This is a genomic window from Mesorhizobium sp. CNPSo 4689, from assembly GCF_057784325.1.
Genome location: NZ_JBWLUZ010000003.1, coordinates 499,444 through 524,098 on the forward strand (window position 1 = coordinate 499,444; position 24,655 = coordinate 524,098).

23 protein-coding genes are annotated in these 24,655 nt (G+C 62.8%); 14 read left to right on the forward strand and 9 right to left on the reverse strand.

Annotation, left to right across the window (positions count from 1 at the left end; all coding sequences use genetic code 11):
* Nucleotides 1-427: 427 nt before the first annotated feature.
* Nucleotides 428-835, forward strand: a complete 408-nt coding sequence (locus tag AC04SI_RS07545; protein ID WP_404283673.1) for a hypothetical protein — start codon at nt 428-430, stop codon at nt 833-835.
* 277 nt (nt 836-1,112) lie between these two features.
* Here the strand turns inward: AC04SI_RS07545 and AC04SI_RS07550 are convergent, their stop codons facing one another.
* Nucleotides 1,113-3,203, reverse strand: a complete 2,091-nt coding sequence (locus AC04SI_RS07550; protein ID WP_404283672.1) for a PAS domain S-box protein — start codon at nt 3,201-3,203, stop codon at nt 1,113-1,115.
* A gap of 229 nt (nt 3,204-3,432) precedes the next feature.
* Nucleotides 3,433-4,161: a response regulator gene (locus tag AC04SI_RS07555; RefSeq protein ID WP_404283670.1), complete on the reverse strand. Its 729-nt coding sequence runs from the start codon at nt 4,159-4,161 to the stop codon at nt 3,433-3,435.
* Between the two features lie 95 nt (nt 4,162-4,256).
* Between AC04SI_RS07555 and AC04SI_RS07560 the strand changes: the two genes are divergently transcribed.
* Nucleotides 4,257-4,940: a response regulator transcription factor gene (locus AC04SI_RS07560; protein WP_192182329.1), complete on the forward strand. Its 684-nt coding sequence runs from the start codon at nt 4,257-4,259 to the stop codon at nt 4,938-4,940.
* Nucleotides 4,941-5,013: 73 nt separating this feature from the next.
* On the opposite strand, the gene AC04SI_RS07565 is transcribed toward AC04SI_RS07560, so the two are convergent.
* Nucleotides 5,014-5,181 (reverse strand): hypothetical protein, encoded by a 168-nt coding sequence (locus AC04SI_RS07565; protein ID WP_006202193.1) that lies wholly within the window; start codon nt 5,179-5,181, stop codon nt 5,014-5,016.
* A gap of 41 nt (nt 5,182-5,222) precedes the next feature.
* A complete protein-coding gene (locus AC04SI_RS07570; protein ID WP_404283668.1) occupies nt 5,223-5,555 on the reverse strand; it encodes a hypothetical protein in 333 nt (110 codons plus the stop codon).
* Between the two features lie 360 nt (nt 5,556-5,915).
* Here AC04SI_RS07570 and AC04SI_RS07575 point away from each other — a divergent pair, with 360 nt between their 5' ends.
* The gene (locus AC04SI_RS07575; protein ID WP_192182332.1) at nt 5,916-6,368 is read left to right on the forward strand and encodes a L,D-transpeptidase; all 453 of its coding nucleotides are present in this window, start codon (nt 5,916-5,918) and stop codon (nt 6,366-6,368) included.
* Between the two features lie 161 nt (nt 6,369-6,529).
* On the opposite strand, the gene AC04SI_RS07580 is transcribed toward AC04SI_RS07575, so the two are convergent.
* Together AC04SI_RS07580 and AC04SI_RS07585 are read right to left on the reverse strand one after the other, a co-directional pair.
* A complete protein-coding gene (locus tag AC04SI_RS07580; RefSeq protein WP_404283666.1) occupies nt 6,530-9,613 on the reverse strand; it encodes an efflux RND transporter permease subunit in 3,084 nt (1,027 codons plus the stop codon).
* On the reverse strand, nt 9,610-10,917 hold the full coding sequence (locus AC04SI_RS07585; RefSeq protein WP_404283665.1) for an efflux RND transporter periplasmic adaptor subunit: 1,308 nt from the start codon (nt 10,915-10,917) through the stop codon (nt 9,610-9,612). The genes AC04SI_RS07580 and AC04SI_RS07585 overlap by 4 nt, the downstream gene beginning before the upstream one ends.
* A 147-nt stretch (nt 10,918-11,064) precedes the next feature.
* Here AC04SI_RS07585 and AC04SI_RS07590 point away from each other — a divergent pair, with 147 nt between their 5' ends.
* From AC04SI_RS07590 to AC04SI_RS07640, 11 genes are all read left to right on the forward strand, one after another.
* Nucleotides 11,065-11,598: a TetR/AcrR family transcriptional regulator gene (locus AC04SI_RS07590; RefSeq protein ID WP_404283663.1), complete on the forward strand. Its 534-nt coding sequence runs from the start codon at nt 11,065-11,067 to the stop codon at nt 11,596-11,598.
* Nucleotides 11,599-11,776: 178 nt separating this feature from the next.
* On the forward strand, nt 11,777-12,565 hold the full coding sequence (locus AC04SI_RS07595) for a 3-hydroxybutyrate dehydrogenase (protein ID WP_404283661.1): 789 nt from the start codon (nt 11,777-11,779) through the stop codon (nt 12,563-12,565).
* Between the two features lie 350 nt (nt 12,566-12,915).
* On the forward strand, nt 12,916-13,734 hold the full coding sequence (locus AC04SI_RS07600) for a chromate resistance protein ChrB domain-containing protein (protein WP_404283659.1): 819 nt from the start codon (nt 12,916-12,918) through the stop codon (nt 13,732-13,734).
* Nucleotides 13,731-15,116, forward strand: a complete 1,386-nt coding sequence (gene chrA / locus AC04SI_RS07605; protein ID WP_488474057.1) for a chromate efflux transporter — start codon at nt 13,731-13,733, stop codon at nt 15,114-15,116. Before AC04SI_RS07600 ends, chrA begins: the two co-directional genes overlap by 4 nt.
* A 170-nt stretch (nt 15,117-15,286) precedes the next feature.
* Entirely contained in the window at nt 15,287-16,171 is an 885-nt protein-coding gene (locus tag AC04SI_RS07610) for a dihydrodipicolinate synthase family protein (protein WP_488474058.1), read from the forward strand.
* An 18-nt stretch (nt 16,172-16,189) separates the two neighbouring features.
* Nucleotides 16,190-16,849: a GntR family transcriptional regulator gene (locus AC04SI_RS07615; protein WP_488474059.1), complete on the forward strand. Its 660-nt coding sequence runs from the start codon at nt 16,190-16,192 to the stop codon at nt 16,847-16,849.
* Nucleotides 16,850-16,911: 62 nt separating this feature from the next.
* Complete coding sequence (locus AC04SI_RS07620; protein ID WP_404283651.1) at nt 16,912-18,249, forward strand: ABC transporter substrate-binding protein; 1,338 nt, start codon at nt 16,912-16,914, stop codon at nt 18,247-18,249.
* A 44-nt stretch (nt 18,250-18,293) separates the two neighbouring features.
* A complete protein-coding gene (locus AC04SI_RS07625; RefSeq protein WP_404283730.1) occupies nt 18,294-19,187 on the forward strand; it encodes a carbohydrate ABC transporter permease in 894 nt (297 codons plus the stop codon).
* On the forward strand, nt 19,188-20,009 hold the full coding sequence (locus tag AC04SI_RS07630) for a carbohydrate ABC transporter permease (protein WP_404283649.1): 822 nt from the start codon (nt 19,188-19,190) through the stop codon (nt 20,007-20,009).
* 41 nt (nt 20,010-20,050) lie between these two features.
* Nucleotides 20,051-21,109, forward strand: coding sequence for an ABC transporter ATP-binding protein (locus AC04SI_RS07635; protein WP_404283647.1), 1,059 nt, complete (start codon nt 20,051-20,053; stop codon nt 21,107-21,109).
* Nucleotides 21,110-21,185: 76 nt separating this feature from the next.
* The gene (locus AC04SI_RS07640; protein ID WP_404283729.1) at nt 21,186-21,476 is read left to right on the forward strand and encodes a hypothetical protein; all 291 of its coding nucleotides are present in this window, start codon (nt 21,186-21,188) and stop codon (nt 21,474-21,476) included.
* 326 nt (nt 21,477-21,802) lie between these two features.
* Here the strand turns inward: AC04SI_RS07640 and AC04SI_RS07645 are convergent, their stop codons facing one another.
* The 3 genes from AC04SI_RS07645 to AC04SI_RS07655 all read right to left on the reverse strand — a co-directional run.
* Nucleotides 21,803-22,873 (reverse strand): adenylate/guanylate cyclase domain-containing protein, encoded by a 1,071-nt coding sequence (locus AC04SI_RS07645; protein ID WP_404283646.1) that lies wholly within the window; start codon nt 22,871-22,873, stop codon nt 21,803-21,805.
* Nucleotides 22,874-22,876: 3 nt separating this feature from the next.
* Complete coding sequence (locus AC04SI_RS07650; RefSeq protein ID WP_488474060.1) at nt 22,877-23,368, reverse strand: Rab family GTPase; 492 nt, start codon at nt 23,366-23,368, stop codon at nt 22,877-22,879.
* A 16-nt stretch (nt 23,369-23,384) separates the two neighbouring features.
* On the reverse strand, nt 23,385-24,655 hold a 1,271-nt coding region (locus tag AC04SI_RS07655; protein ID WP_488474061.1), incomplete at its 5' end, for an OmpA family protein.

The window sequence follows — 24,655 nt, forward strand, 5'->3', positions numbered from 1 at the left end:
TTGTGCAGGCCTGGATCTGGCCCGACGAGAGAAAATCCCGGAAATTCCGGGCCTTAGCGCCGGTTGTGGAAGATGCGCCGGGCGCGGGGATTCGCAGGCGCCGCGCCTGGAAAAATGAACCCATTTCCGAGGAAAAAGCCCCGGCGCCGGCAGAGTGCCGCCCGGAGTGTGATCTTGCTCATAGTCTGGCCGGGCAGGTCCGGGCATAGCTCAACGCTATCACCGTCTAGGCAACATCCTGATCATGCACATGAAACAGCTTCGCAAACGAAACAGACCATCGGCGCTTGCCCGGTTGTGCCCGGATATGCCCGATTCTCTTGTTTCGTTCCTGTTACACGGGCAACCTTTGCGCGTCGTTCGTCCGTTACCAGGCGCGGTTAAGTTCGTTTTATAGCAAAGACAAAAATAAACGAAGGGAACGGCGATGTTTACGAAGGTTCACGCCAACAGCGACCGCGGCAGGCAAGTGCCGGAACGCAATGACAGGCGTCCGAAGTTGGCACTGCGCCAGCGCGCCAGCGATCATCCGATGGTGATGTTCATGATGATGGGCGCCTGCGCCTTCGCAATCATGGCATTCACGCCGGCGGCCGGTCCGGCCTTCGCCTCGTTCAATCCGCCAGCCAACGTCATCGACGGCGCCTCGACCACGGTCAAGACGGCGCGGCTGCCGATGCCGGAGATCGATTTTGCCTGCAAGGGCCAGGCCTGGGGCGCCGAGAGCGCGGATTGCCTGCGCGTCATTGCCGCCCAGTCCGGTGTGCATAGAGACCGCGCCGTCCGCATGATCGCCAATGCCGCGCCAATGAGCAACACGCCGAATGTTTTTTGAGTTCTGCTAGGCATGATCCGACAGTAGGTATCTAGTCTTCGGGTCATGCTTGGACCTCCCAGAGCGCACCTCCAGCGCTCAGTCAGGCTCCCGCCGCACATCGGTCGGGAGTCTCTTTTTTTTGGGGTCTGTTGAGATTCAGCTCAGGCCGGCCTGCGAATGGCGGTTTCCTGCGCTTCCGATACTCGCGTACCCAAATGTACGCTCCGTTTCGGTTCTCGGAAACCACCACTCTCGGCCAGGCCTGACCTGAATCTCAACAGACCCCAAGGACAGGTCAGCCGGCGGCCACGGCGACCTGCTCGGCAATGGCCGAGAGCACGCCGCGGACGTCCAGCGTGCTGAAAGGCTTCTCGAGGATTTGCGGGCGCTGTGGCGCCGGCAACGCCTCGATCTCGGCCTTGGCGCCGATCAGGTCGCCGGTGACGAGCACGAAGCGCTGCGCCAGGTCAGGCCGTTCGGCAAGCAGCTCGCGATAGATGGCGATGCCGCTGGTGCCGGGCATGCGCAGGTCGGAAAAGACGATGTCGGGCGGCATATGCCCTGCGAGGATCCCGGCTGCCGATGTCCAGGCCGCCACCACCCTCGACTTCAAGCCCATCAGCTCCAGAATGTCGGACAGCGAGCCGGCGACATCGGGCTCGTCGTCGATGATCAGCGCATGGCGCAGGCCGCTCGAGCGCGCCGGGCTTTCGCCGGCCGCGCCTGCACCGGCGGCGATCGCCGGCAACTGGACGACGAAGCGGGCACCCCTCGGCAGGACTTCCTCGAACCAGATGTTGCCGTTGTGCCGTTCGATGATCGATTTCGAGATCGACAGGCCGATGCCGGTGCCGACGCCGACCGGCTTGGTGGTGAAATAAGATTCGAAGATGCGCGAACGGATCGCTTCCGGCACGCCCGGTCCGTTGTCCTCGATCGAAAAGCCGGGATTGCCGCGGTCACTGCGAAATGTGCGCACCTTGATCAGCCGGTCGCCCGCGACGCCGGCCAAAGCATGCTGGCTGTTGATCAGGAAATTGGCCGCCACCTGTGTCACGTGGTCGGCATCGGCCATGGCCAGCAGCGGGCCGGCGGCGAAATCGGTGTCGATGATTATGCCGCTCGACCGCGCGCCATAGGCGGTCACTTCGAGTGCCGCGCGGATCACCTGGTTGAGATCGGTCTCGGCCTGTGCCGCCGGATGTAGGCGCACCATCGACAGGAAGCTCTTGACGATGCGGCCGCAGCGCTCCGCGGCGGCGCGGACCTTTTCGGCGCGCACCTTGGTCTGCGGGTCGGTCGCGAATTCGTGCAGAAGCGTCGACTGCGCGACGACCACGGCAAGCGGGTTGTTCAGCTCATGCGAGACACCTGCCAGCAGCGAACCCATCGCCGCCATCTTCTCGTTCTGGTGCAGTTTCTCGCGCTGACGACCGATCTCCTCCTCGGCGCGCAGCTTGTCGCGCAGGTCGCGGATCGAGCCGAAGATGAGACGGCGGTCGGCGACCCGCATCTCGGTCGCTGTCAATTCGATCGGAAAGACCTCGCCGGCCGCATTCTGGGTGACCGTTTCGAGCCGCTGGCCGACCATCGGCGAGCCGCGGCCCGACATGTAGTCGGCGCCCGATGCATAGCCCTTGCGATAATATGCCGGAACCACCGTATCGAGCAGGTCCTTGCCGAGTATGTCGGAGCGCTGGAAGCCGAACATCTTTTCGGCGGCTGGATTGAATTCGATGATCGAGCCGGTCTCGTCGATGACGATGATGGCGTCGAGCGAGGCCTGCAGCATGGTACGGCGGATGACTTCGCTGGCATGGGCGTCCGAGGGCGAGCGCTCGATGGCGTCGCCGATGGCGAGCGCGATGATGTGCAGCGTCGCCTCTTCCTCGTCGGTCCAGTCGCGCTCGTCGACGCAGTCGTTGACCGCGAGCGTGCCCCAAAGATGGCCGTGCGCGAAGACGGAAACCGACAGGAACGACTTGATGTTCTGCTTTTCGAAGTCGGATCTGAGAAAGCCTTCCAGATCGCGCGTATGGCCGGCGAAGACCTTGCCCTGGCGCTCGTCCTCGGCCAGTCGCTCCAGCAGCGGATCCGAATTGACGACCGATTGCATGATGACCGTCGGCGATGCCAGTTCGCCGCCGAAGTCGGGGTCGATCCAGTAGGCCGAGACCGACTGGGCAAAGCCCTGGCCAGGTAGCTCGCGCAACCGGAACAGGATGCCGCGCTGGCAATCCATGGCGCGGCACAGTGTCTCCAGGATGGTCTCCATCTCGCGCTGCCAGTCGCCGGCCTCTCGCAGCCGGCGAACGACGCGCACAGCCGCCATTGCAGCGCCCTGGCGGTCGCCCTTCATGTCCGTGTTTGCTGCGTCGGCAATCATGATCAGCAATTATCCAAAAGCCACATCTGATAGACTACGGAATTCAGCGCATAAGCCCGAAAATCGATGCCGATTTCCGGAAGCATCATGCGCAAAATCAGAATGCTACAGCTTCCGTTGCGTGTTCGAAAGGACGCGCGGCGCCGTCGTACGGTTTTGAATCCTGAAATTGGCGAACGCAATCTCCGAAACAGCGAGAATTCAAATCCGCGACACCGGGCTGTACGGCTCAGTTGCCGTCGCCGTTCGGCAGCGAGAAGACATAGCCTTCGCCGCGCACCGTGCGCAGGAACTTCGGATTGGCGGGATCGGCCTCGATCTTCTTGCGCAGCCGCATGATGCGGATATCGACCGCGCGCGAGGATTCCGGATCTTCGACAAACCCGATCGCTTCGGAGATCGCGGCGCGCGTCAAAAGACGGTTGGCGCGGGTCAGGAAGACCTCCAGCACGTCGAACTCGCTCTTGGCCATATCGATGACCGCGCCGTTGGCGCCGGTGACGAGCCTGCCGTCGAGATCGGCCTGGAAGGAGCCGAAGCTCAGGCGGCGCCCGGCGCCCGTCTCGGCCTTGGCGGCCTGCGGCACGGTCGGCTGCGGAACGCGGCGCAGCACGCTGCGGACCCTGGCCAGAACCTCGCGCAATTCATACGGCTTGACGATGTAGTCGTCGGCGCCGAGCTCCAGTCCGACGATGCGGTCGAGCGCGGTGCCGGCGGCGGTGGCATAGATGATGCCGATCGGGGTTTTGGAGCGCAGCCAGCGGCCGAACGACAGACCGTCCTCGCCGGGCATGGCGATGTCGAGAATGGCCAGATGGAAGGATTGCGTTTCCAGCAAGGTCCGCGCCTCGGCGGCACTTTCCGCCATCGCCACCTCATAGCCGCTGGCGCCAAGATACTCGGCGACCGCCTCCCTCAGGTCAGGCTCGTCCTCGACGACTACAATCCTTGCCCGCACTATGCTCTCGCTCCCGCTTTCAGCGGAAAGTAGATTGGGTATAAACATCATGTCCAGCACTCATCTTGAGATGTCTGTCGCGAGGTGGAAAAAACATGGCACGATCGGTCATCGCGCTCGTATCCGTGGCGCAAGTGGTTGCGAGCGATCTCGCCGACCATCTTGAGCGGCGTGGCCACGACGTGCGGGAAGCGCGCCAGCCCTGGGAAGCGGAGTCGCTGCTTTCGGCCAAGGGTATCGACGTGGTGGTTGTCGGCGACAGCCTGAGCCAGGCCGAGGGACGCGATCTCTTGAGGCGCCATGGCGGCGAGGGCGGGCCTGATTTCATCCTGATCTGCCGGCCGGCCGACCTTGTCGACAAGGTGCTGGCGCTCGAGCTCGGCGCCGCCGACGTCGTCGAAAGTCCGCTCAATGTCCGCGAGCTTGCCGCGCGCATCGGCGGCCTGTTGGCGCGCCGCGGCAGAGGTGCGGGGGAACTGGTCGTGCTGGAGAATGCGACCGTCGATCTGAGGTCGGCCATGGTCATGCATCGCTCGGGCACCGAGGACCAGCTCTCGCCGGGCCAGGTGGCGCTGCTCAGGCTGTTTCTGGCCAGCCCGCGCAAGGTGCTGACGCGCGACGACATCATTGCGGCGGCACCTGCCGAAAACGCCGACGCCTTCGATCGCTCGATCGATTCGCGCATCGTGCGGCTGCGCCGCAAGCTCGACACCGAAACCATCACCACGATAAGGGGAGCCGGCTACCGGTTCGACCCGCCGACGCAGCGCGCCGACTGAGGCCAGGGCGGCCGCCCTGTTTCTTTGTTTCACCATCGGACCGGTTTCCATCTTCTGGGTCCGATGCAATCGCTCAGCGCACCACGAGTACGGAAGGCCCTGATGGCATGTCGCTGGCGAGGCTGACCTCGTAGGTCTGGGCACGATCCCGCAACAGCACCGCGGCAAGGCCGGCAAAGCCCAGCAGGGCTTGGGCATAAAGCAAGGCAGAAAGTACCGCGGCAGCAGATTTCGTGTTCATTTTTCCATCCCTTCAGATCAGCCCAAACTTATGTTGGCGCTTCAGGAAACCCCCGAAGTGCCCGCGCCGCCCACGGAGCCCCCCGTCGCGGCGCGGGCCTTCGGTCCTCTCGGCAGCAAGTAGCCGGAGGCGCCGCGCATCCACTTCAGCCCAAGGCCGACCCGCCAGAGGGCCTTGAGCCGGTTAATGCGCAGGCTGGAGACGATCCAGACCGTGGCGATGAACAGTGCGGCATGCAGCGTCGAAACCTCGCCCGTGTTCATCGCCGCAAGCGTCGTCATCGGGCTTCCGGCAACTGTGCCGACGCCGCCGACGATGACCGCCGCGATGCTTATCCTGAGGATCCAGGACGGGATGTTCGTTTTGCTGCTCATTTTCGTTTGGTGCCGACTGCTTTTCGTTGCGTCAACTGTGCGGCCGAGCTGTATCCAGATCATGCCGCGCGGGCGACGCTTTGTTGCAGATTGGTTTCGAGACGGCTTAAGTCCCTTTCTTGTAAAGGAAAATCGCGCCTTCGTTTCGCAAAAGCGTAAGAGTTCGGTTGTGCCGGGTTGTAGTGTCGCCATCCCATAGTGGCCTGAACCGGTCGGGTCGGGGTAACCATACTTGTTAATCTTAGGAAACAGATTCGAAACAAAAGCGAGCATCAAGCGAAGTCAGCCTGAAACATGACGCAGCGATAAGTCCGCCATCGAATTGGAGCCGGCCGGACCGGCAGAGAGAGAGGGGACATCATGCACACCACCATTTCCGCCAAGCTTATCAACATCACCGCTGCTGTGCTTACCGGCGCGGCCTTGCTCTTCGGCAGTGGCGCCGCCCATGCCAACCAGATCCTGGCCCGTGTCTCGCTTTCGCAGCAGACCATGGAAGTGCTGGTCGACGGCCGCCCGACCTTCGCCTGGAAGGTGTCGACCGGCGGCAGGGGGTATGTCACGCCGACCGGCTCGTTCAAGCCGACCCGCATGCATGAGATGTGGTACTCGAAGAAGTACGACAATGCCCCGATGCCGCATTCGGTGTTCTTCAGCGGCGGCTATGCGGTGCATGCGACCTATGCCATCAAGAATCTCGGCCGGCCGGCCTCGCATGGCTGCGTGCGGCTGCATCCTGACAATGCCGCCGATTTCTACCAACTGGTCGAGGCCTTTGGCCCGGCCAACACAAGCATCGTCATCGTCAAGTAGCAGGCTGTGGTTGGAGCCGGCTGTGAAGCTTCGGCAAGCTGCCGTGCTTTCACCGTTTCAGGCTCCCGCCGGAAGGCGCTGTAAGCGGTTTCCGCGGTAAATCAACTCAGTCAAAAAAGAGGCCGGAAATTTCCGGCCTCTTTTTTTGTCGCTTGTCTTTGTCAGTCCACCGGCACAGGCATCAGCTTCGGATCCGGCTTCTCGGCATGATGCGGCAGGTCCTTGCTGGCGATGAAGGTGTAGAACATCGGCACCACGAACAGCGTGAACATGGTTCCGACCAGGATGCCGGTGAAGATCACCAGGCCCATCGAGTAACGGGCTGCGGCGCCGGCACCGCTGGAGACGATCAGCGGCACCACGCCCAGCGCCATCGCCGCCGTCGTCATCAGGATCGGCCGCAACCGGACCTTGGCAGAGGCGACGATCGCTTCGCGTCGCGACATCTGGTGCTTCTCGCGCTGCTGGTTGGCGAACTCGACCAAAAGGATGCCGTGCTTGGTGATCAGACCGATCAGCGTGATCAAGCCGACCTGGGTGTAGATGTTCAGCGTTCCGAGACCCAGATTGAGCGGTACGATGGCGCCGAAGATCGACAGCGGCACCGCCATCATGATGATCAGTGGATCGCGGAAGCTTTCGAACTGCGCCGCCAGCACCAAATAGATGACAAGCACGGCGGCCGCAAAGGCAATCAGGATCGTGTTGCCCTGCTCCTTCTCCTGTCTGGACTGACCGGAATAGTCGACGAAGAAGGTTTCGGGCAGGCTCTCCTTGGCGATGTCCTCCAGGGCCTTCAGTCCGTCACCAGTGGTGACGCTAGGCAGCGGCAGCGCGGAAATCGTCGCCGAGTTCAGCTGGTTGAACTGTTCAATGGCCGCCGGCGACGCATTGGTCGAAATCGTCACCACGGAAGAAAGCGGCACCATCTCGCCCGAGGCGCTGCGCACGAAATACTCGGCCAGCTTCTCGGGATTGTCGCGGAATTCCTGCGGCACCTGCGGGATGATGTCGTAGCTGTTGGAGTCGCGGTCGAACTGCGCCACTTCGGCGCCGCCGACCAGCAAGGTCAAGGTGCGGCCGATGTCGGCGATCGGCAGGTTGAGGGCCGCGGCGCGATCGCGATCGATGGTCACCGTCACCTGTGGCGCGTCGTAGGACATCGAGTTCTGCACGACGATGAAACGGCCGGAGGCCTGCGCCTTGTTCTTGATCTGCTCCGCCGCCTCGTAGACCTCTGAAGCAGCGCCGGTCGAGCGCACCACCATTGAGATAGGCAGGCCGCCGCCGGAGCCCGGCAGCGTCGGCGGCGCGAAGACGAAGGCCTCGACGCCGGCGACCTTGCCGAGACGCCCCTGTATGTCGGCCTGGAGCTCCTTCGAACTGCGGGCGCGTTCGGCCCAGTCCTTGAATGCGAAGCCGACGAAGGCGCCGTTGGTCTGGCCGCCGAAGGCGACCGCCGAAAACTGCGCCCGCGTTTCCGGGATATCCTTGACCAGGCCCAGGATCTGATTGACGTAGGTCTCGGTATAGTCCGACGTCGCGTAGCGCGGTCCGGTCACGATCGACAGCAGGAAGCCCTGGTCTTCTTCCGGCGCCAGTTCGCTCGAGGTCTTTGTGAAGGCGAAGCCGGTGACGCCGACCAGCGCAAGGACGATGATCAGTGTCACCGGGCGATAATTCAGCGAGCCTTTGACCGCCTTCTCATAGACGCGCTCGACCCATCCGAAGGTGCCGTCGACAACGCGCTGGAAACGGCCGGGCGCGCCGGACTTCAGCAGGCGCGCCGACATCATCGGCGTGATGGTGACGGCGATGATGCCCGACAGCACCACCGAACCGGCAAGGGTGACCGCGAATTCGCGAAACAGCGCACCGGTCAGGCCGCCGGTGAAAGCCAACGGCGCGAACACTGCGGCCAGTGTGATCGTCATGGCGACGATGGCGGAAAAGATTTCCCGCATGCCGTTGAAGGCCGCCTGCATCGGCGACATGTGGTCTTCTTCCATGTGGCGGTGAATGTTCTCCACCACCACGATGGCGTCGTCGACGACCAGGCCGATCGCCAGCACCATGGCCAGCAACGACAGGAGGTTGATCGAATAGCCGACCGAAAACAGCAGGAAGCAGACGCCGATCAGCGACAGCGGAATGGTGACGATCGGCATCAGCACCGAGCGGAACGAACCGAGGAAGAGCAGGATGACGACGATGACGATGGCGACCGCCTCGGCGATGGTCTTGAACACCTCCTCGATCGAGGCGCTGATCTGTTCGGTGGAGTCGTAAACGATCTCGATCGTCATGCCTTTCGGCAGCGTGTCCTGGATCGTCGGCACGATCTTGTGGATCGCCGCCGCCGTCGTCAGCGGGTTCGCCGCCGGGGTCGGGAAGATGGCGAGGAAGGTGCCGGGCTTGCCGTTGAAGCTGACCCTGGTGTCGGTATTCTCCGCGCCCAGTTCCACGCGCGCAACGTCGCGCAACCGCACCACGTTGCCGTCTTTCGAGCGAAGAGGAAGCTCGGCGAAAGCCTCCGGGGTCTGCAATGTAGAGCGCACGGTGATCGACGAGACGACATACTCGTTCTGGGTATTGCCGGGCGCGGAGAGGAAGTTGGAGTCATTGATGGCGGTCAGCACGTCCGCCGCGGTGACGCCGCGCGCGGCAAGCTTGACCGGGTCGATCCAGACGCGCATCGAATATTCCTGGGCGCCGAAGATCTGCACGTCGGCAACGCCTTCCACCGTCGAGATACGGGGCCGGATGACGCGCTCGATATATTCGGTCAGCTGCTCCTTCGTCATGTTCGGATTCTGCATCGAGATGTACATCATCGCGAACTGATCACCGGTGCCTTTGACGATCACAGGGTCCTTGGACGCATCCGGCAAGGTGCCGCGCACGCCTTGTACCTTCGACAGCACTTCGGTCAGCGCGACATCGGGATTGGAACCGAGTTTCATCTGCACCGTCACGGTGCTGGAAGACGGCCGGCTTGCCGAGGTGACGTAGTCGATGTTTTCGGTCGAGGCGACGGCGCGCGCGATCGGTGCGGAGATGAAGCCCTGGATCAGGTCGGCGCTGGCGCCGGGATAGGCGGTCGTGATCGTGATCGCGGTTTCATCGACCTTTGGGTATTGCCGGATCGACAGGTTGAAGATGCCCTGAAAACCCAGGAGCAGGATCATGCAGGCCAGAACGGTCGACAGGACCGGGCGGCGGATGAAGATGTCGGAAATGCTCATTGCTGGGCGGCCTGGTTGTTAGCCGATTTGGTCGGGTCGATGGTGTTGTCGACGGCAACGGACATGCCGTTGTAGAGCCGGTTCTGACCGGCGGTGACGACCTCGTCGCCGGAGGCGATGCCTTCCAGGATCTCAACCATGCCGTTGTTGCGGCGGCCCGGCTTGACGAAGACCTGGGAAAGGACAAGCTCCGGCTTCGGCGCTTCCGTTGCAGGCTTGGCCGGGTCTGCAGCCGCCTTGTCGGCTGGCTTTGCCGCAGCACCTTCGGCAGCGGGTTTCACCGCATCCGCCGCGGGCTTGGCGGCATCCGCAGCAGGTTTGTCAGCTGGCTTTTCTTCCGGCTTGGCTGCCGGGGCCGGAGCGGCTTCGGCAGCCTTGGCCGGACGCACAACAAAGACGAAGTCGCCATAGAGGCTGGACGTCAGCGCCGTCTGCGGCAGCGCCAGTACGTTGTTTTCCTCGGGCAATTCGACGCGCACCTGCACGAACTGGCCAGGCGTCAGCTTGCCTTCGGTGTTGGCGACCTCGGCTCTGATGGTCACCAGTCGGCTCGCGGGATCGATCTTGGGGTCGATGCCGCGGATCTTGCCAGCGAACGGCATCTCACCGCCGCCAATGCCCAGCCGCACTGTCTGATCGATCTTGAGCAACGGAAGCTGCTGTTCGGGAACCGAGAAGTCGACCCGCATCGTGTCCAGGTCCTGCAAGGTCACCACCGCGGTGCCTGGCGCGAGATACTGGCCGAGGTCGATTTTCGGGATACCCACCGTGCCGCTGAAAGGCGCCGTCAGCCGCTTCTGGTCGAGCACCGCCTGCAGTTTGGCCACTTGGGCTTCGGTGGCGGCTGCGGTTGCACGCGCCGTGTCGAGCGTAGCTTCCGGATTAACGCCGCGCCTCTGCAGTTCGATGGCGCGCGTCAGCGCCGTCTGGACGACCGCCACTTGCGCCTTCGTCGCTTCTAGATCTGCGCGCTCGACGGCATCGTCGAGCTGCAGCAGGACCGCGCCGTCCGCAACCTTCTGATTGGCGTGAAAGAGGATCTGCCTGACGATGCCGGCGGTTTCGACGGTAAGGTCGACGCCGTGTACGGCACTGACCGTGCCGATCGCCTCGATGCCCGGCGTCCACTCTGTCGGCTTGACGGCGACTGTCGACACGGTCGCCGCCGGCGGTTTCATCGTGGCGAAGTATTGCTTGATCCCGTTGTCGCGCAGGAAGTTGAAGCCGACGATGCCGCCGCATACCACCGCGAGCACGAGCAAAACCAAGGCGATGACGATTGTCTGGATTGTGCGCTTGAACAAGAGTTTCCCCTCAACCGGCGACCGGCATGGCGGTCGATCCCGGGACAGATATTCTTCTCATGTCCCGATTTCAAATGATGGCGATCTTACTGTACCGTCTGGACGGTCTTGTCAATTCCACATAGGCTAATGTAAGGGGAGGCGCCGATGAAAACCCGCAGAGCAAATTCCCGCGACAAGATACTCGCCGCCGCCGCCGAGGTGGCGCGGGAGACCGGTCCCGGCAGCCTGTCGCTTGACGCCGTCGCCAGCCGCGCCGGCGTGTCGAAGGGCGGCCTGCTCTACAATTTCCCGACCAAGGCAAAACTGATGCAGGGCCTGGTGGAGGACTATCTGCGCGAATTCAAGCAGGCGCTGGAGTCCCGCGCGACCGACAACGGCGGCGAAAGCCGGCTTGCGGCCTATATCAGGCTTTCGGCCGATGATTGCGAGGAGCCGAAACCCTCGGCGTCCTGGATTTTTTCGGCAATCGCCGAGGATCCCGATTTCATGACGCCGATAAAAACCTTCAAGCAGCAGCTGTTCGAGCGGCTGAAGGGTGAGACCCCCGATATCAAGGCGCTGCTGGTCTGCTTTCTCGCCATAGAAGGGCTTCGCAGCATGAATCTGTTCGATTCCGACGTGCTCTCGCAGGATGAGCGCCGGCTGCTGGTAGCGTCGCTGCTGGAGATTGCAAAATGAGTTGTCGCGCCCACTGAGGTCGGGCTCAGGTTCAACCGAACGCAACCGCCGGTCGAAATCGCACACCAGCTTCATCGTCGCGACATAGCGGGCCGCAAGGTCGACATATGGCTCTGGCATTGTCATGCTGCAATGCACAAGTATGATCGTACCTCCTCCCACTTCTCGCGAGATCCCCATGGGTTTGCTGTCTTCGAAAAACGCCCTCGTCACTGGCTCGACCAGCGGTATCGGCCTGGCCATCGCTCGCGCCTTCGCAGCCGAAGGCGTCAACATCACCATCAACGGGCTGGGCGACGCCGCGGCAATCGAGCAGGAGCGAACCGGCATCGAGAAGGATTTCGGCGTCAAGTGCCGCTATTCCGGCGCCAACATGATGGACGGCGCGGCGGTGCGCGCCATGGTGCGCGAGGCCGAGGAAGCCTTCGGGAGCCTCGACATCCTGGTCAACAATGCCGGCATCCAGCATGTGGCGCCGATCGAGGAGTTTCCCGACGACAAGTGGGAAGCCATCATCCGCATCAATTTGCTGGCGGCCTTCTATGCGATCAAGGCCGCACTGCCCGGCATGAAGGCGCGTAAATGGGGCCGCATCATCAACACGGCTTCCGCGCATGCGCTGGTCGCCTCGCCGTTCAAGTCGGCCTACGTCTCGGCCAAGCACGGCATAGCCGGCTTGACCAAGACGGTGGCGCTGGAAGCGGCGCAGGACGGTGTCACCGTCAATGCGATCGCTCCCGGCTATGTCTGGACACCGCTGGTTGAAAAGCAGATCCCCGATACGATGAAGGCGCGCGGCATGACCGAGGAACAGGTCAAGCACGACGTGCTGCTCGCGGCCCAGCCGACCAAGGAGTTCGTCACCGTCGAGGAACTTGCCGCACTGGCGCTGTTCCTGTGCTCGGACGCGGCCAGGCAGATCACCGGCACGACCTTGCCGATGGATGGCGGCTGGACGGCGCAGTAGGCGCTGCGGCAGGAGTTCCGGTTTTTCGCGGACCCGTGCAGGCGCGGCCGGCGTCGTTAGAGCGCGCCATGCAGCCTTCCTTCTTCAGCCCTTCCATGGTCACGACGTCGGCGATCAAACACGTCAGAGAACCGGCCCACGAGCGCCGGCTGAAGGCACTGCGTATCGCTGCAGCATAACTCTATTGTGACGGCGTTCGGGAATGACGCGCATGGCCGCCGCCAGCTGCTGCTTTCTTGACAAAGGCCGGCGATCGTTCCAGCATTGTGGCAAGGGGTTCATCGCGATGACCCCGTGAGGCGTCAGCCCAACGATCGCGTCCAAGCTCTCTTTTCCTGGAGGTGGACGCCATGCCGTCAACAACCGCAATCACCGTAGCGCAACTCTCCCGTCTCGTCGGCCTGCCCGACGCGCCCGATCTCGTCGACGTGCGTATCGATGAGGATTTTGAAGCCGATCCGCGCCTGCTGCCGGCGTCGTGCCGGCGCGATTTCAGGACCGTCTCGACCTGGGCGGCCGACTTCGCTGGGCGCCGGGTCGTCGTCATCTGTCAAAGAGGGCAAAAGCTCTCGCAAGGCGTCGCCGCATGGCTGCGCCATGAAGGCATCACCGCGGAATCGCTGGAAGGCGGCTTCGAGGCCTGGGTCGCGGCCAAGGCGCCTCTCGTCAAGGCAGACGCGCTGCCCCCGCACGACGACAAGGGCCGCACGGTGTGGGTGACGCGCGCCCGGCCCAAGGTCGACCGTATAGCCTGCCCCTGGCTGATCCGCCGCTTCGTCGATCCTTCGGCGGTGTTCCTGTTCATCGAACCAGCCGAAGTGCTGGCAGCGGCCGATCGCTTTTCGGCGGTGCCCTTCGACATCGACGACGTGTTCTGGAGCCATCGCGGCGAGCGCTGCACCTTTGACACGATGATCGAAGAGTTCGGATTGCGGTCGGAGGCGCTCGATCGCCTCGCTCTGATCGTGCGCGCCGCCGATACAGCGCGCCTCGAGCTCGTTCCGCAGGCGGCGGGGTTCCTCGCCGCGTCGCTCGGCCTGTCACGCATGTTCCGCGACGATCTCGAACAGCTCGAGGCCGGCATGCTGCTCTATGACGCTTTTTTCAGGTGGTGCCGCGACGCCACGGAAGAGACGCACAACTGGCCGAGCGGGAGCAAAGCGCCATGAGCTCCCTTGGCGCGGACAATGAGGCCGAGGCCGAGCAGCCCCTGGCCGTGCCGACCTTCAGGGAAGCGGTGCGGCTGTGGGCAAAGATCGGCCTGCTCTCGTTCGGCGGGCCGGCCGGCCAGATCGCCCTGATGCACAAGGAGCTGGTCGAGGAGCGCCGCTGGATCGGCGAGCAGCGCTTTCTGCATGCGCTCAACTACTGCATGCTGCTGCCCGGTCCGGAGGCACAGCAGCTCGCCATCTATATCGGCTGGCTGCTGCACCGGACCCTCGGCGGCCTTGTCGCCGGCACCTTGTTCGTGCTGCCGGGCGCCATCGTCATGCTGGGCCTGAGCAGCTTCTACATGCTCTACAATGACGCGCCGGTCGTCGAGGCGCTGTTCTTCGGCGTCAAGGCGGCGGTGCTGGCCGTCGTCGTCGAGGCCGTCATCCGCATCGGCAAGCGGGCACTGAAGAACCGGGTGATGGTGGCGATCGCGACCGCCGCCTTCCTTGCCATCTATGTGGTCAAGCTGCCGTTTCCGCTCATCATCCTGGCAGCCGGGCTGACCGGCTGGATCGGCAATCGCTTTGCGCCGGTGCCGTTTTCCGGAGCGGCGCACGGCAAGGGCAACGCGCCTGACATTCGGGGAGTGGTCGATCTGATGTTCGAGCGCGGCGAGCTCGACCATACAAGGCCAACGAGATGGCACGCGCCGCGCACCGTCGCAACCTGGCTGCCGATCTGGCTCGGTCCGGTGGCGCTGATCGCAGCTCTGACTGGCTCGACCAGCGTCTGGACGCAGCTTGGTAGTTTCTTCAGCGTCATGGCGGTCGTCACCTTCGGCGGCGCCTACGCGGTTCTCGCCTATGTTGCGCAAGCGGCTGTCACCTCTTTCGGCTGGCTGGCGCCCGGCGAAATGGTTGACGGTCTCGGCCTCGCCGAAACGACGCCCGGGCCGCTCATCCTGGTGCTGCAGTTCGTCGGCTTCGTCGCCGCCTACCGCCACGCCGGCGCGATGAGCCCGCTCATCGCCGGATCGCTCGGATCGCTGCTGACGCTGTGGGTAACTTTCGTGCCGTGCTTCTTCTGGATATTCCTCGGCGCGCCCTACATCGAGCAGTTGCGGCAGAACAAGGCGCTGTCAGCGGCGCTCGGCGCGATCACCGCGGCCGTCGTCGGCGTGGTGATGAACCTTGCCTTGTGGTTCGCACTGCATGTCGTCTTTGGCCAGGTGCGCAGCGTCGGCCTCGGGATGGAGCTACCGGTGCTGTCCTCGCTGGACTGGCGTGCCGCACTGCTGGCCGCCGCCGCGATAGTCGCCATGCTCAGGCTGAAGATCGGCATGCTGCCGACATTGGCCGGATCGGCGCTGGCCGGATTGGTGCTGCAGGCACTGTGAAGCCTGGCCCTTGAGGGCGTCACATCACTCTTGCCTGCAAGGCCGTGGATGCGCTCGCCGTCGCGTCGCGTCGCAGCGCATCGTTTCGAAAAATGCGCATCGCCCCTGTTTACAACTGACATGTTAGTCTGATATCACTGCCTGCAGATTGATTTCTGGAGAGCATTCTGGTGGCTTCGCGCTTTGGTCTTTCGGTTGCGCTTGCAACGCCCTTTCATGCGTCCGGGCAGATCGCGGTTCCCGCCATGGTCGCGCAGGCCAAGGCTTGCCTTGGCGTCGGCTGCAGCAGCGCGACGCTGTTCGGCACCACCGGCGAGGGCGCTTCCCTGGGCACCGAAGAGCGGCGGACGATCATCGAGGCCATGCTCGCCGCCGGCATCCCGGCGCGCCAGCTGGTCGCCGGCGTACTGGTCGACGCGGCCGAGGATGCGGCCGAACAGGCGCGTCATGCCCTGCAGCGCGGCGCCCGCAACATCCTTCTCGCGCCGCCTAGCTACTTCAAGAATGTCGGCGAGGACGGGCTGTTCGGATGGTTCGCCGCGGTCTTTGCCGCGCTCGGCCCGCTGGCGCGCGATGTCCTGCTCTACAACATCCCTTCCGTCACCATGGTGCAGCTGCCGCTTGGCCTGATCGGCCGGCTGCGCGCCGCCTTTCCGGCCGTGGTCGCCGGGGTCAAGGACTCAGGCGGCGACTGGAGCTACAGCGAGGCGCTGCTTGCCGCCCATGGCGACCTGGTGATCCTGATCGGCGACGAGCGGCATCTGGCGAGAAGCGTGCGCCAGGGCGGGCAGGGCGCCATTTCCGGCATGGCCAATTTCGTCACCGGCGAAATCCGCGCCATGGCCGTGGACGGCCGCGACGATGCCCGCGTCGAAAATTTCGTGCTCGAATTGCTCAAATATCCGGTCACGCCGGCGGTGAAGGTGATGGTGGCGCGCAAGACCGGCGACGACGGCTGGCTGGCGGTCCGCCCACCGCTGGAGCCGATCGCCGCGCAGGGGCGGCAGCAGCTTGCCGCCGCCTATGACCGGCTGTTTGCGACAGAGCCGGCCTGACCGGCAAGGATGCGCTGAATGGACGACACCAGCGAACCGGGAACCCTCAGGGAAAAGGCCTATGCCAGCTTCACGCGGCATCTCCTGGCGCGTGACCTCAGGCCCGGGCAGTTCGTGTCGCAGCGCGAGCTGGTCGCCTTCACCGGGCTGCCGCTTGGCGCCATTCGCGAGATCGTGCCGCGCCTCGAGGCCGAGGGGCTGCTGACGACCATTCCGCAGCGCGGCATGCAGATCGCGCATATCGACATCAACCTGATCCGCGAAGCCTTCCAGTTCCGCCTGTTCATGGAGCGCGAGGTGGTGGCGCTGTTCACGGTCAATGCTGCCGACGCCGAGCTCGCCCGGCTCAGGCGTGAGCACGAGGAGATGCTGGCCCACGCTTTGGCACAGGCCGCGACGCCTGAGATGGAAGCAAAAGCGCAGACCATCGACTGGGCTATGCACGACACTTTCATCGACGCGCTCGACAACGAGATCATCGCCAAGGCCTATCTGGTCAATTCGGTGAAGATCCGGCTGATCCACCAGGAGCGTTTCCGCATCGACGGCCGCGTCGTGCCGGTCATGCGCGAGCACCTTACGGTGATCGAAGCCATGGAAAGCCGCAATCCGCAGAAGGCGGTCGAGGCGATCAGCCAGCATATCGACAATGCACGCCGGCTGGCGCTGCAAATCTGAGGAAGCATGAGCCGCGCCGCAACCGCGGCGCAACCCACAACGACAGCAACCGGGAGGAAGAAATGTCGTCCAATCTGTTCAACCCAACCAGGAGGCAACTCCTCGCAGGAACCGCGGCTCTCGCCGCCGCCGGCCTTGCCGGCCTTCGTCCGAGCTTTGCCGCCGGCGTCGACTGGAAGCGCTTTGCCGGCACGACGCTCGACGTCAATCTGGTGAAGAGCCCGCGCAGCGACACGCTGATAAAGTATCTCGCCGAGTTCGAGGAACTGACCGGCATCAAGGTCAATGCCGAGGCGACGCCCGAGCAGCAGCAGCGCCAGAAGACGGTGATCGAGCTCAGCTCCGGCAGACCGAGCTTCGACGTCGTGCATCTGAGCTACCATGTGCAGAAGCGGCAGTTCGAGAAGGGCGGCTGGCTGGCCGACATCTCCGGCTATCTCGCTGACGCCACGCTCACCGATCCGGCGCTGGTCGAAAGCGACTTCGCCGATGCCGGCATGGTGTTCGCCAAGGACGGACAGGGCGTGCTGCGCTCGCTGCCTTTCTCGGTCGATTACTGGATCCTCTACTGGAACAAGGAACTGTTCGAAGCCAAAGGGCTCAAATACCCCGAAACCTTCGAGCAACTGGTGGCCGCCGCCGAGGCGCTGACCGACCCGTCGACCAACACCTATGGCTTCGTCGCCCGCGGGCTCAAGAACGCCAACACGCCGGTGTGGACGTCGCTGATGCTCGGCTACGACATGACGCCGCTCGATGCCCAGGGCAAGCTGCGCACCACCTCGCCGGAGGCGATCGAGGCCGCCAGCCTCTATCAGCGGCTGATGACCAAGGCTGCTCCTCCCGGCGTCACCGGCTTCAACTGGGCCGAAGCCCAGTCCGCCTTCCTGCAAGGCAAGATCGGCATGTGGTTCGACGGCGTCGGCTTTGCCCCGCCGATGGAGAACCCCGAGAAGTCGCGGGTGGTCGGCAAGGTTGGCTATGGCGTCATGCCCAAGGGCCCCAAGGCGCATGCCTCGGGCACGTTCGGCGACGGCATCGGCGTGACGGCGGCGAGCGAGAAGAAGGAGGCCGCCTATCTGTTCTGCCAGTGGGCGGTGTCGCCGGCCATGGGCGCGCGCCTGCTGCAGGCTGGCGCTGGCGTGCCGTTCCGCAAGTCGGTGCTGGAAGATCCCAAGGTGCGCGAGGGCGTCACCATGCCGGCGAGCTGGCTGGATGCCGTGGTCGGCTCCGGCAATGTCAGCCGGCTGGCGCTGCCGGTCATCATCCCGGTCACCGAGTTCCGCGATACCTTTGGCGTGGCACTGAGCAACATGATCGCCGGCGCCGATCCGGCCGAAGAGCTGAAGAAGGCCACCGAGCAATTCCAGCCGGTTCTCGACAGGAGCGAGCAGGGCTGATGTCCGCAACCACCCCAGAACAGGCCGGGGTAACGATCGAAGCCATGGACGGGAGCCAGACGGTACGGCTGGCTCCCAACTACTGGCCCTTCGTCGTGCCGGCACTCGTCGTCGTCGGCGCCGTGATTGTTTTTCCCTGGGCCTTCACGCTGTGGATGAGCGTCAACAGCTGGACGCTCGGCCAGTCGCGGAGCTTTGCCGGCGCGGAAAACTATCTGCGCCTGGCGAGCGATCCGCGCTTCTGGGAATCGCTGTGGCACACCTTGACCTACACGTTCCTGTCGGTCGTCGCGCCGATGTTCTTCGGCACCGTCGCCGCCCTGATCTTCGACGCGAAGTTTCCGCTGCGCGGCCTGCTGCGCGGCGTCTTCGTGATGCCGATGATGGCGACGCCGGTTGCCGTGGCGCTGGTCTGGACGATGATGTTCCATCCGCAGCTCGGCGTGCTCAACTACCTTCTGTCGCTGGTCGGCATCCCGGCGCAGGAATGGATCTTCAACGCCAACACCGTCATCCCTTCGCTGGTCGCGGTCGAGACCTGGCAGTGGACGCCGCTGGTGATGCTGATCGTGCTGGGCGGGCTGGCCTCGGTGCCGCGCGAACCGTTCGAAAGTGCGGAGATCGACGGTGCCAATGCCTGGCAGCAGTTCCGCTACCTAACCTTGCCGATGATCGCGCCGTTCCTGATGATTGCGATGATCATCCGTACCATCGATGCGCTGAAGAGCTTCGACATTATCTACGCCATGACCCAGGGCGGGCCGGGCACGGCGTCGGAGACCATCAACATCTATCTCTACAACACCGCCTTCTCCTACTACGACATCGGCTACGGCTCGGCCATGGCCGTGGTGTTCTTCATCGTCATCGTGGCGCTGTCCTTCATCCTGTTGATGCTGCGCCAGCGTTCGCAATGGATCGATCAGGAGGGCAAATAGATGAGCTCACGACTGCTCAACCAGATTGGGCTGTTCTTCGCGGCCCTGGTCATCGTCTCGCCGGCGATCCTGTTCTTCCTCTGGATGATCTCACTGTCGCTGAAATTCGAGATCGACAACGGCGCCTATCCGCCGATCCTGATCCCTGAACATCTCGCCTGGTCGAACTATGCAAAGGTGTTCGAGGAAAACAACTTCCTGCTCTATTTCTGGAATTCGGTCCTGGTGACCGGCACGGCGACGCTGCTGGCGCTGCTGATCGGCGTGCCGGCCGGCTACGGCATCGCCCGGCTCAAGGCCGAACGGTCGGCCGTCGTCATCATGATCGCCCGCATGACGCCGGGGCTTTCCTATCTGATCCCGCTGTTCCTGCTGTTCCAGTGGATCGGCATCCTCGGCACGCTTTGGCCGCAGATCATCATCCATCTGGTGGTGACCGTGCCGATCGTCGTCTGGGTGATGATCGGCTATTTCGAGACGACGCCAATGGAGCTGGAGGAAGCGGCCAACATCGATGGCGCCAGCTCCTGGCAGGTGTTCCGGCTGGTCGCGCTGCCGATCGCCAAGCCGGGCATCGTCGTCGCCTTCATCCTGTCGGTGATCTTCTCGTGGAACAATTTCGTCTTCGGCGTGGTACTCGCCAGCCGCGAGACGCGGACCTTGCCGGTCGCCGTCTACAACATGCTTTCCTACGAGCAGGTGAGTTGGGGACCGCTGGCCGCCGCAGCACTGGTGGTGACGCTGCCGGTGCTGGTGCTGACCATGTTCGCGCAAAGGCAGATCGTCGCGGGGCTGACCGCCGGCGCCGTCAAGGGTGGCTAAGGCGTGGCCCGAGCGGACATCACTCTTTCTGGAGGAATCCAATGGCATCGGTAACCATCAACAATGTGCAGAAGGCTTTCGGAGCCACGCGGATCATCCACGACGTCAGCGTCGATATCGCCGATGGCGAGTTCGTCATCCTGGTCGGGCCGTCGGGCTGTGGAAAATCGACGCTGTTGCGCATGATCGCCGGGCTGGAGACCATCTCGGGCGGCAAGATCGCCATCGGCGAGCGCACCGTCAACAATCTCAGGGCGCGGGACCGCAACATCGCCATGGTGTTCCAGAACTACGCGCTCTATCCGCATATGACGGTGGCCGACAATATGGGCTTTGCGCTCAAGATCAAGAAAGCCGATCCGGCCGACACCGCCGGGCGTGTCAAAAGGGCGGCAAACATTCTCGGGCTGGAGAAGCTGCTCGACCGTTTTCCGCGCCAGCTTTCCGGCGGCCAGCGCCAGCGCGTCGCCATGGGCCGCGCCATCGTGCGTGACCCGCAGGTGTTCCTATTCGACGAACCGCTCAGCAATCTCGACGCCAAGCTGCGCGTCCAGATGCGCGGCGAGATCAAGGCGTTGCACCAGCGGCTGGGCACCACCACGATCTATGTCACGCATGACCAGATCGAGGCCATGACCATGGCCGACAAGATCGTCGTGCTGCATGACGGCCTCGTCGAGCAGATCGGCGCGCCGCTCGACCTCTACGACCGGCCGGCCAATCTGTTCGTCGCCGGCTTCATCGGCTCGCCGTCGATGAACTTCATTGCCGGCCGCATCGAGGAAGGCATCTTCCGCAGCAACGGCGGACTTACCCTGCCGCTGCCGGAAGGCATCCACCCGGCGCACGCCACAGGCGGCGAACTCATCTACGGCATTCGTCCCGAACATATCCGCGCGAAAGCCCAGGGCATCTCCGGCACGGTCGCGCTTCTGGAAGCGACCGGTTCGGAGATATTCGCCAAGGTCGACTGCGCCGGTGAGGAGATCTCCTGCCTGTTCCGCGAGCGGCTGGCGCTGAAGCAGGGCGAGACGGTGCGGATCGAGGTCGACCGCAGCTGCGCGCATCTGTTCGACGCCAAGACCGGGCGGCGTATCTGATCGGGACGGCCGAAATATCTTGCCGTTTTCTAGGACCGGTCCATATTCATCGATGGGGAGTTCCGTTGTATTGGCCATGAAAAGTCTGTCGATCGCCTTTCTTGCCGGGATGGCAGTTTGTGTCGCGAGTGTCGCCGATGCGCGACCGGACACACGCGCGATGACCTGCGAACAGACGCAGGCCCTGATCAAAAGCCATCGCTCGGCGGTTCTGACCACCGGCCGCAACACCTACGATCGATACGTCCGCCAATTCGGCAACGAATGCGACTGGCCGGACGTGCCGAGCGCTGCGTCGGTCCCGACACGCGACGGTCAATGCCGTGTCTATCGCTGTCAGGAACCGACCTTCAATCGATCCCCTTGAGGTTCGCCTCACCTTCGTGCATGGCGCGTCCATTTCGCAGCTATTTCAGACCCAATTTCATCACCTTCGTTTTCCTCTCGCTGTACCTGGTCGGCGAGGAGTTCGACATCCACCTTGCCGAGCCACGGTCGCCTTGCTCGCCGGCTGCCCGCCAAACGCGGTTCGCGCCGCACTTGCGAGCCTCCTGCAAACGTTTCGCTATCAATAGCCAATTGCATGCCGCTGCCGGTAGAAAACGCCTTTTGGCGGTCGCTCGGTGGGTCGACTGCACCTCTGCCGACATTCGAAACCAATGCGCTCCAGGGTCGTCACCGCCAAGCGGCAAATCAGGCCGGGAGCCGCCACATTCGCACACGACCTGCACCACGCAATTCCGTTTCATCGAGTGGGTCGCAAGCAAAATTTGGTCCGAGCAGTTGGTGCGTTGCATCCGAAATACGGATTTCATCGGGCTCCGCGGACGTTTGAATACGTGAGGCGAGATTAACGGTCTCACCCCACAGGTCATAGGCGAACCGCCTCTTGCCTATGACGCCAGCGACGATTGGTCCTGAGTGAATTCCAATTCTGAGTCTTATCGGTTCTCCTGCGAAGCGTTCGCGCTTAACCGCCTTCCGCAGCTCAACTGCATAGTGCGCGAGGGCCTTTGCATGATCGGATCGCGCGGTGGGCAGGCCAGCGACCACCATCACACAATCGCCGATTGTCTTGATCTTTTCGCAGCCATATCGTTCAGAGAGCCGATCCGCCGCCTTGAAGAAGTAATTCAAAATAGCGAGCGTCGTCACGGCTCCGACGTTCCGCGCTCGTTCCGTAAAACCCACGATGTCGGCAAAAAGCACACTCACCTCTGCGTGGTTGTCAGCAATTTTTTTGTGCGCTTTTAACCGCTCCGCGATCGACGCCGGAAGAATGTTGAGGAGCAGGGTTTCGGCGCGCTGGTACTCACGCGCCAATCCCTCCTGGCTCTTCCTCAACGCCTCGTTCGTCGATTGTAATTTCTCGTTGAGTTGACGCTCCCTCTCTTGCAGGAGCGTCATTTCATAAGCCTTCTGTTGAAGCCGTTGCCTATTGTCGCGTTCGGCAGTGGCGTCCAGAAAGAGCAGCCACACGCAGGCATTGTCAGCAAAAAAATGAAGGTCCGCGACACGCCCGCTGGGCAGTTCGACCATGCCAATATGAAATGGAAGCTCCGGGCAAGGCAGCAAACCTTCCATGAATTCAAGCTGCTCGGCAACAGGCTTGCCAATGCGAAGCGATGAGAGTCCGTAATGTTCAACCTTACCGCCCTTCGCAGCTACGCAAAGCTGGGCGTCTATTTTCAGATAGGCGACAGAGTGCCCATTGTAGAAGAAATTGAAAATCCAACTTCTGACTTCTCTTGGCAATCCATGCATGGTCTATTTTGTGACCATTAAAGCAAGTTGACGAAATGCATCATCAACATGTTCACCCGAAAGCGCACTTGTTAGATAGATTTGCCATCCAAGTTGCCTGAGTTCGTTAATCTCACTATCCGATATCGCCCACCGATCGGCCAGATCGGATTTGTTGAACAGCAATACAAACGGCATAGCGCCGAATTCGGCCTCGGCCCGCTCGCGCAGCGTGAGCGCCACGGCAAGAGTAGCGGCGCGGGTTCCATCGACGACAAGCACGAGCCCGGCCGCACCCCGCACATAGCTGACGCGGAATGAGCCGATATCGTCTTCGCCGGCCAAATCCCACAAAATCAGATCCACGGTTTTGTCCGGGAGTGCGACACTCTTCTTGTCGATTTTCACTCCCACCGTGGTCAAGTAGGTATCTGAAAAGATGCTTTGCACAAACCTGCGAACCAGACTCGTCTTTCCGACAGCGAACCCGCCCAACATGCAGATCTTTTTTTGCAATATCCTAGGCTCCGCACTAGTCCAAGTTTACCGTAACCGAAACCCGGCGATTGGTGGAGCTACCAGTTCGACTATTTTCAGGCACTACCGGCTCAAAGGTGCCCGCGCCCCGAACCAGCAGCAGTTCCGGAGCGACGCCACGCTTGTTGAGAAGCGCACGAACTGTCTCGGCGCGGGCGGCACTGATCGACACGTTGGCCGTCTCACGGCCCGTGGCGTCCGAATGGCCGGTCAACATGAACCGCGCTGTTACGCCTGACTTGCGGGCATTTTTGGCGAATTCCTTTATTTGATCCGCCAATCTGTCGAGAGCCGGCATCTGCTCTGGTCCCGGCACAGCTTTGCCGGAATAGAAGAAAATATCGGTCGCCTGGATGGCCTCTCTCAAACGATTAAGTTCTGGAAGGTTCAGCTCACTCAGCTGCGAGACATCCAGAACCACTCCGTCCTCCGAAAGTTGTTCGGCGGCGGCCCGCGCCCGGTTGATCCAGGCGGCAGGAGCCTCACCCACGACAACGATGCGCCCCTGGACGATCGAAAGCCGAACCGATTTCGGCGGGGTCAGCGACGCCGTCAGCCGCTTCACCACGAACTTCGGATCAAGGCTCTGATAGAATTGCCACTGTGAATGAACGCGGGCAGGATCAACCTCCGTTCCAGACAGCAGAACTTGCGGGTCGGCGGCAAGCGGGTCTCTCAGGCCGGAAATGTAGAAATGTCCGCCCCTCGCCGTTTGTTGGGCGACGATGATTCCCGGTTGGGCCTCAAGTCGCGACACATAATACTGCCAGTGCTCCGCCGCGCGTGCTTCGGGGCTCACATCACGAACCTTGGAGATGTCGAATTCCGGTCCGCCTGCCGAAAGCTGTCGGGCCGCTGCGCGCGCCCGATCTATCCAGGTGTCGGGAGCCTCGCCCTCGGCAACGATGCGATCATTGACGATCGAAAGTCGTACTGTATCCGGCGGATACAGCGACGCCGTCAGCCGCTTCAACACGAACTCCGGCTCAAGGCTCTGATAGAATTTCCAGTCTGAATGAACCCGGGCGGGATCGACCTGCGTCCCAGACAACAGCGACTGCGGGTCGACGGCAAGCGGGTCTCTCAGGCCGGCAATATAGAATTGGCCATCGCGCATCTTTTGTTCGGCAACGATGATGCCCGGCTGGGTCCCCAGTCGCGACACATAGGCCTGCCAGCGTTCCGCCTCGCGTTCTTCGGGATCACGGACCCTGGAGATATCGAATGCCGGTCCGCCTGCCGAAAGTTGTTGGGCGGCGGCCCGCG

Coding starts and splice junctions, on each gene's coding strand:
- AC04SI_RS07550 (WP_404283672.1), bottom strand. CDS start 3,203: ATGATTGCCGACGCAGCAAACACGGACATGAAGGGCGACCGCCAGGGC.
- AC04SI_RS07620 (WP_404283651.1), top strand. CDS start 16,912: ATGTCGTCCAATCTGTTCAACCCAACCAGGAGGCAACTCCTCGCAGGA.
- AC04SI_RS07640 (WP_404283729.1), top strand. CDS start 21,186: ATGAAAAGTCTGTCGATCGCCTTTCTTGCCGGGATGGCAGTTTGTGTC.
- AC04SI_RS07600 (WP_404283659.1), top strand. CDS start 12,916: ATGCCGTCAACAACCGCAATCACCGTAGCGCAACTCTCCCGTCTCGTC.
- AC04SI_RS07595 (WP_404283661.1), top strand. CDS start 11,777: ATGGGTTTGCTGTCTTCGAAAAACGCCCTCGTCACTGGCTCGACCAGC.
- AC04SI_RS07560 (WP_192182329.1), top strand. CDS start 4,257: ATGGCACGATCGGTCATCGCGCTCGTATCCGTGGCGCAAGTGGTTGCG.
- AC04SI_RS07645 (WP_404283646.1), bottom strand. CDS start 22,873: ATGCATGGATTGCCAAGAGAAGTCAGAAGTTGGATTTTCAATTTCTTC.
- AC04SI_RS07575 (WP_192182332.1), top strand. CDS start 5,916: ATGCACACCACCATTTCCGCCAAGCTTATCAACATCACCGCTGCTGTG.
- AC04SI_RS07625 (WP_404283730.1), top strand. CDS start 18,294: ATGGACGGGAGCCAGACGGTACGGCTGGCTCCCAACTACTGGCCCTTC.
- AC04SI_RS07590 (WP_404283663.1), top strand. CDS start 11,065: ATGAAAACCCGCAGAGCAAATTCCCGCGACAAGATACTCGCCGCCGCC.
- AC04SI_RS07545 (WP_404283673.1), top strand. CDS start 428: ATGTTTACGAAGGTTCACGCCAACAGCGACCGCGGCAGGCAAGTGCCG.
- AC04SI_RS07565 (WP_006202193.1), bottom strand. CDS start 5,181: ATGAACACGAAATCTGCTGCCGCGGTACTTTCTGCCTTGCTTTATGCC.
- chrA (WP_488474057.1), top strand. CDS start 13,731: ATGAGCTCCCTTGGCGCGGACAATGAGGCCGAGGCCGAGCAGCCCCTG.
- AC04SI_RS07570 (WP_404283668.1), bottom strand. CDS start 5,555: ATGAGCAGCAAAACGAACATCCCGTCCTGGATCCTCAGGATAAGCATC.
- AC04SI_RS07635 (WP_404283647.1), top strand. CDS start 20,051: ATGGCATCGGTAACCATCAACAATGTGCAGAAGGCTTTCGGAGCCACG.
- AC04SI_RS07630 (WP_404283649.1), top strand. CDS start 19,188: ATGAGCTCACGACTGCTCAACCAGATTGGGCTGTTCTTCGCGGCCCTG.
- AC04SI_RS07615 (WP_488474059.1), top strand. CDS start 16,190: ATGGACGACACCAGCGAACCGGGAACCCTCAGGGAAAAGGCCTATGCC.
- AC04SI_RS07580 (WP_404283666.1), bottom strand. CDS start 9,613: ATGAGCATTTCCGACATCTTCATCCGCCGCCCGGTCCTGTCGACCGTT.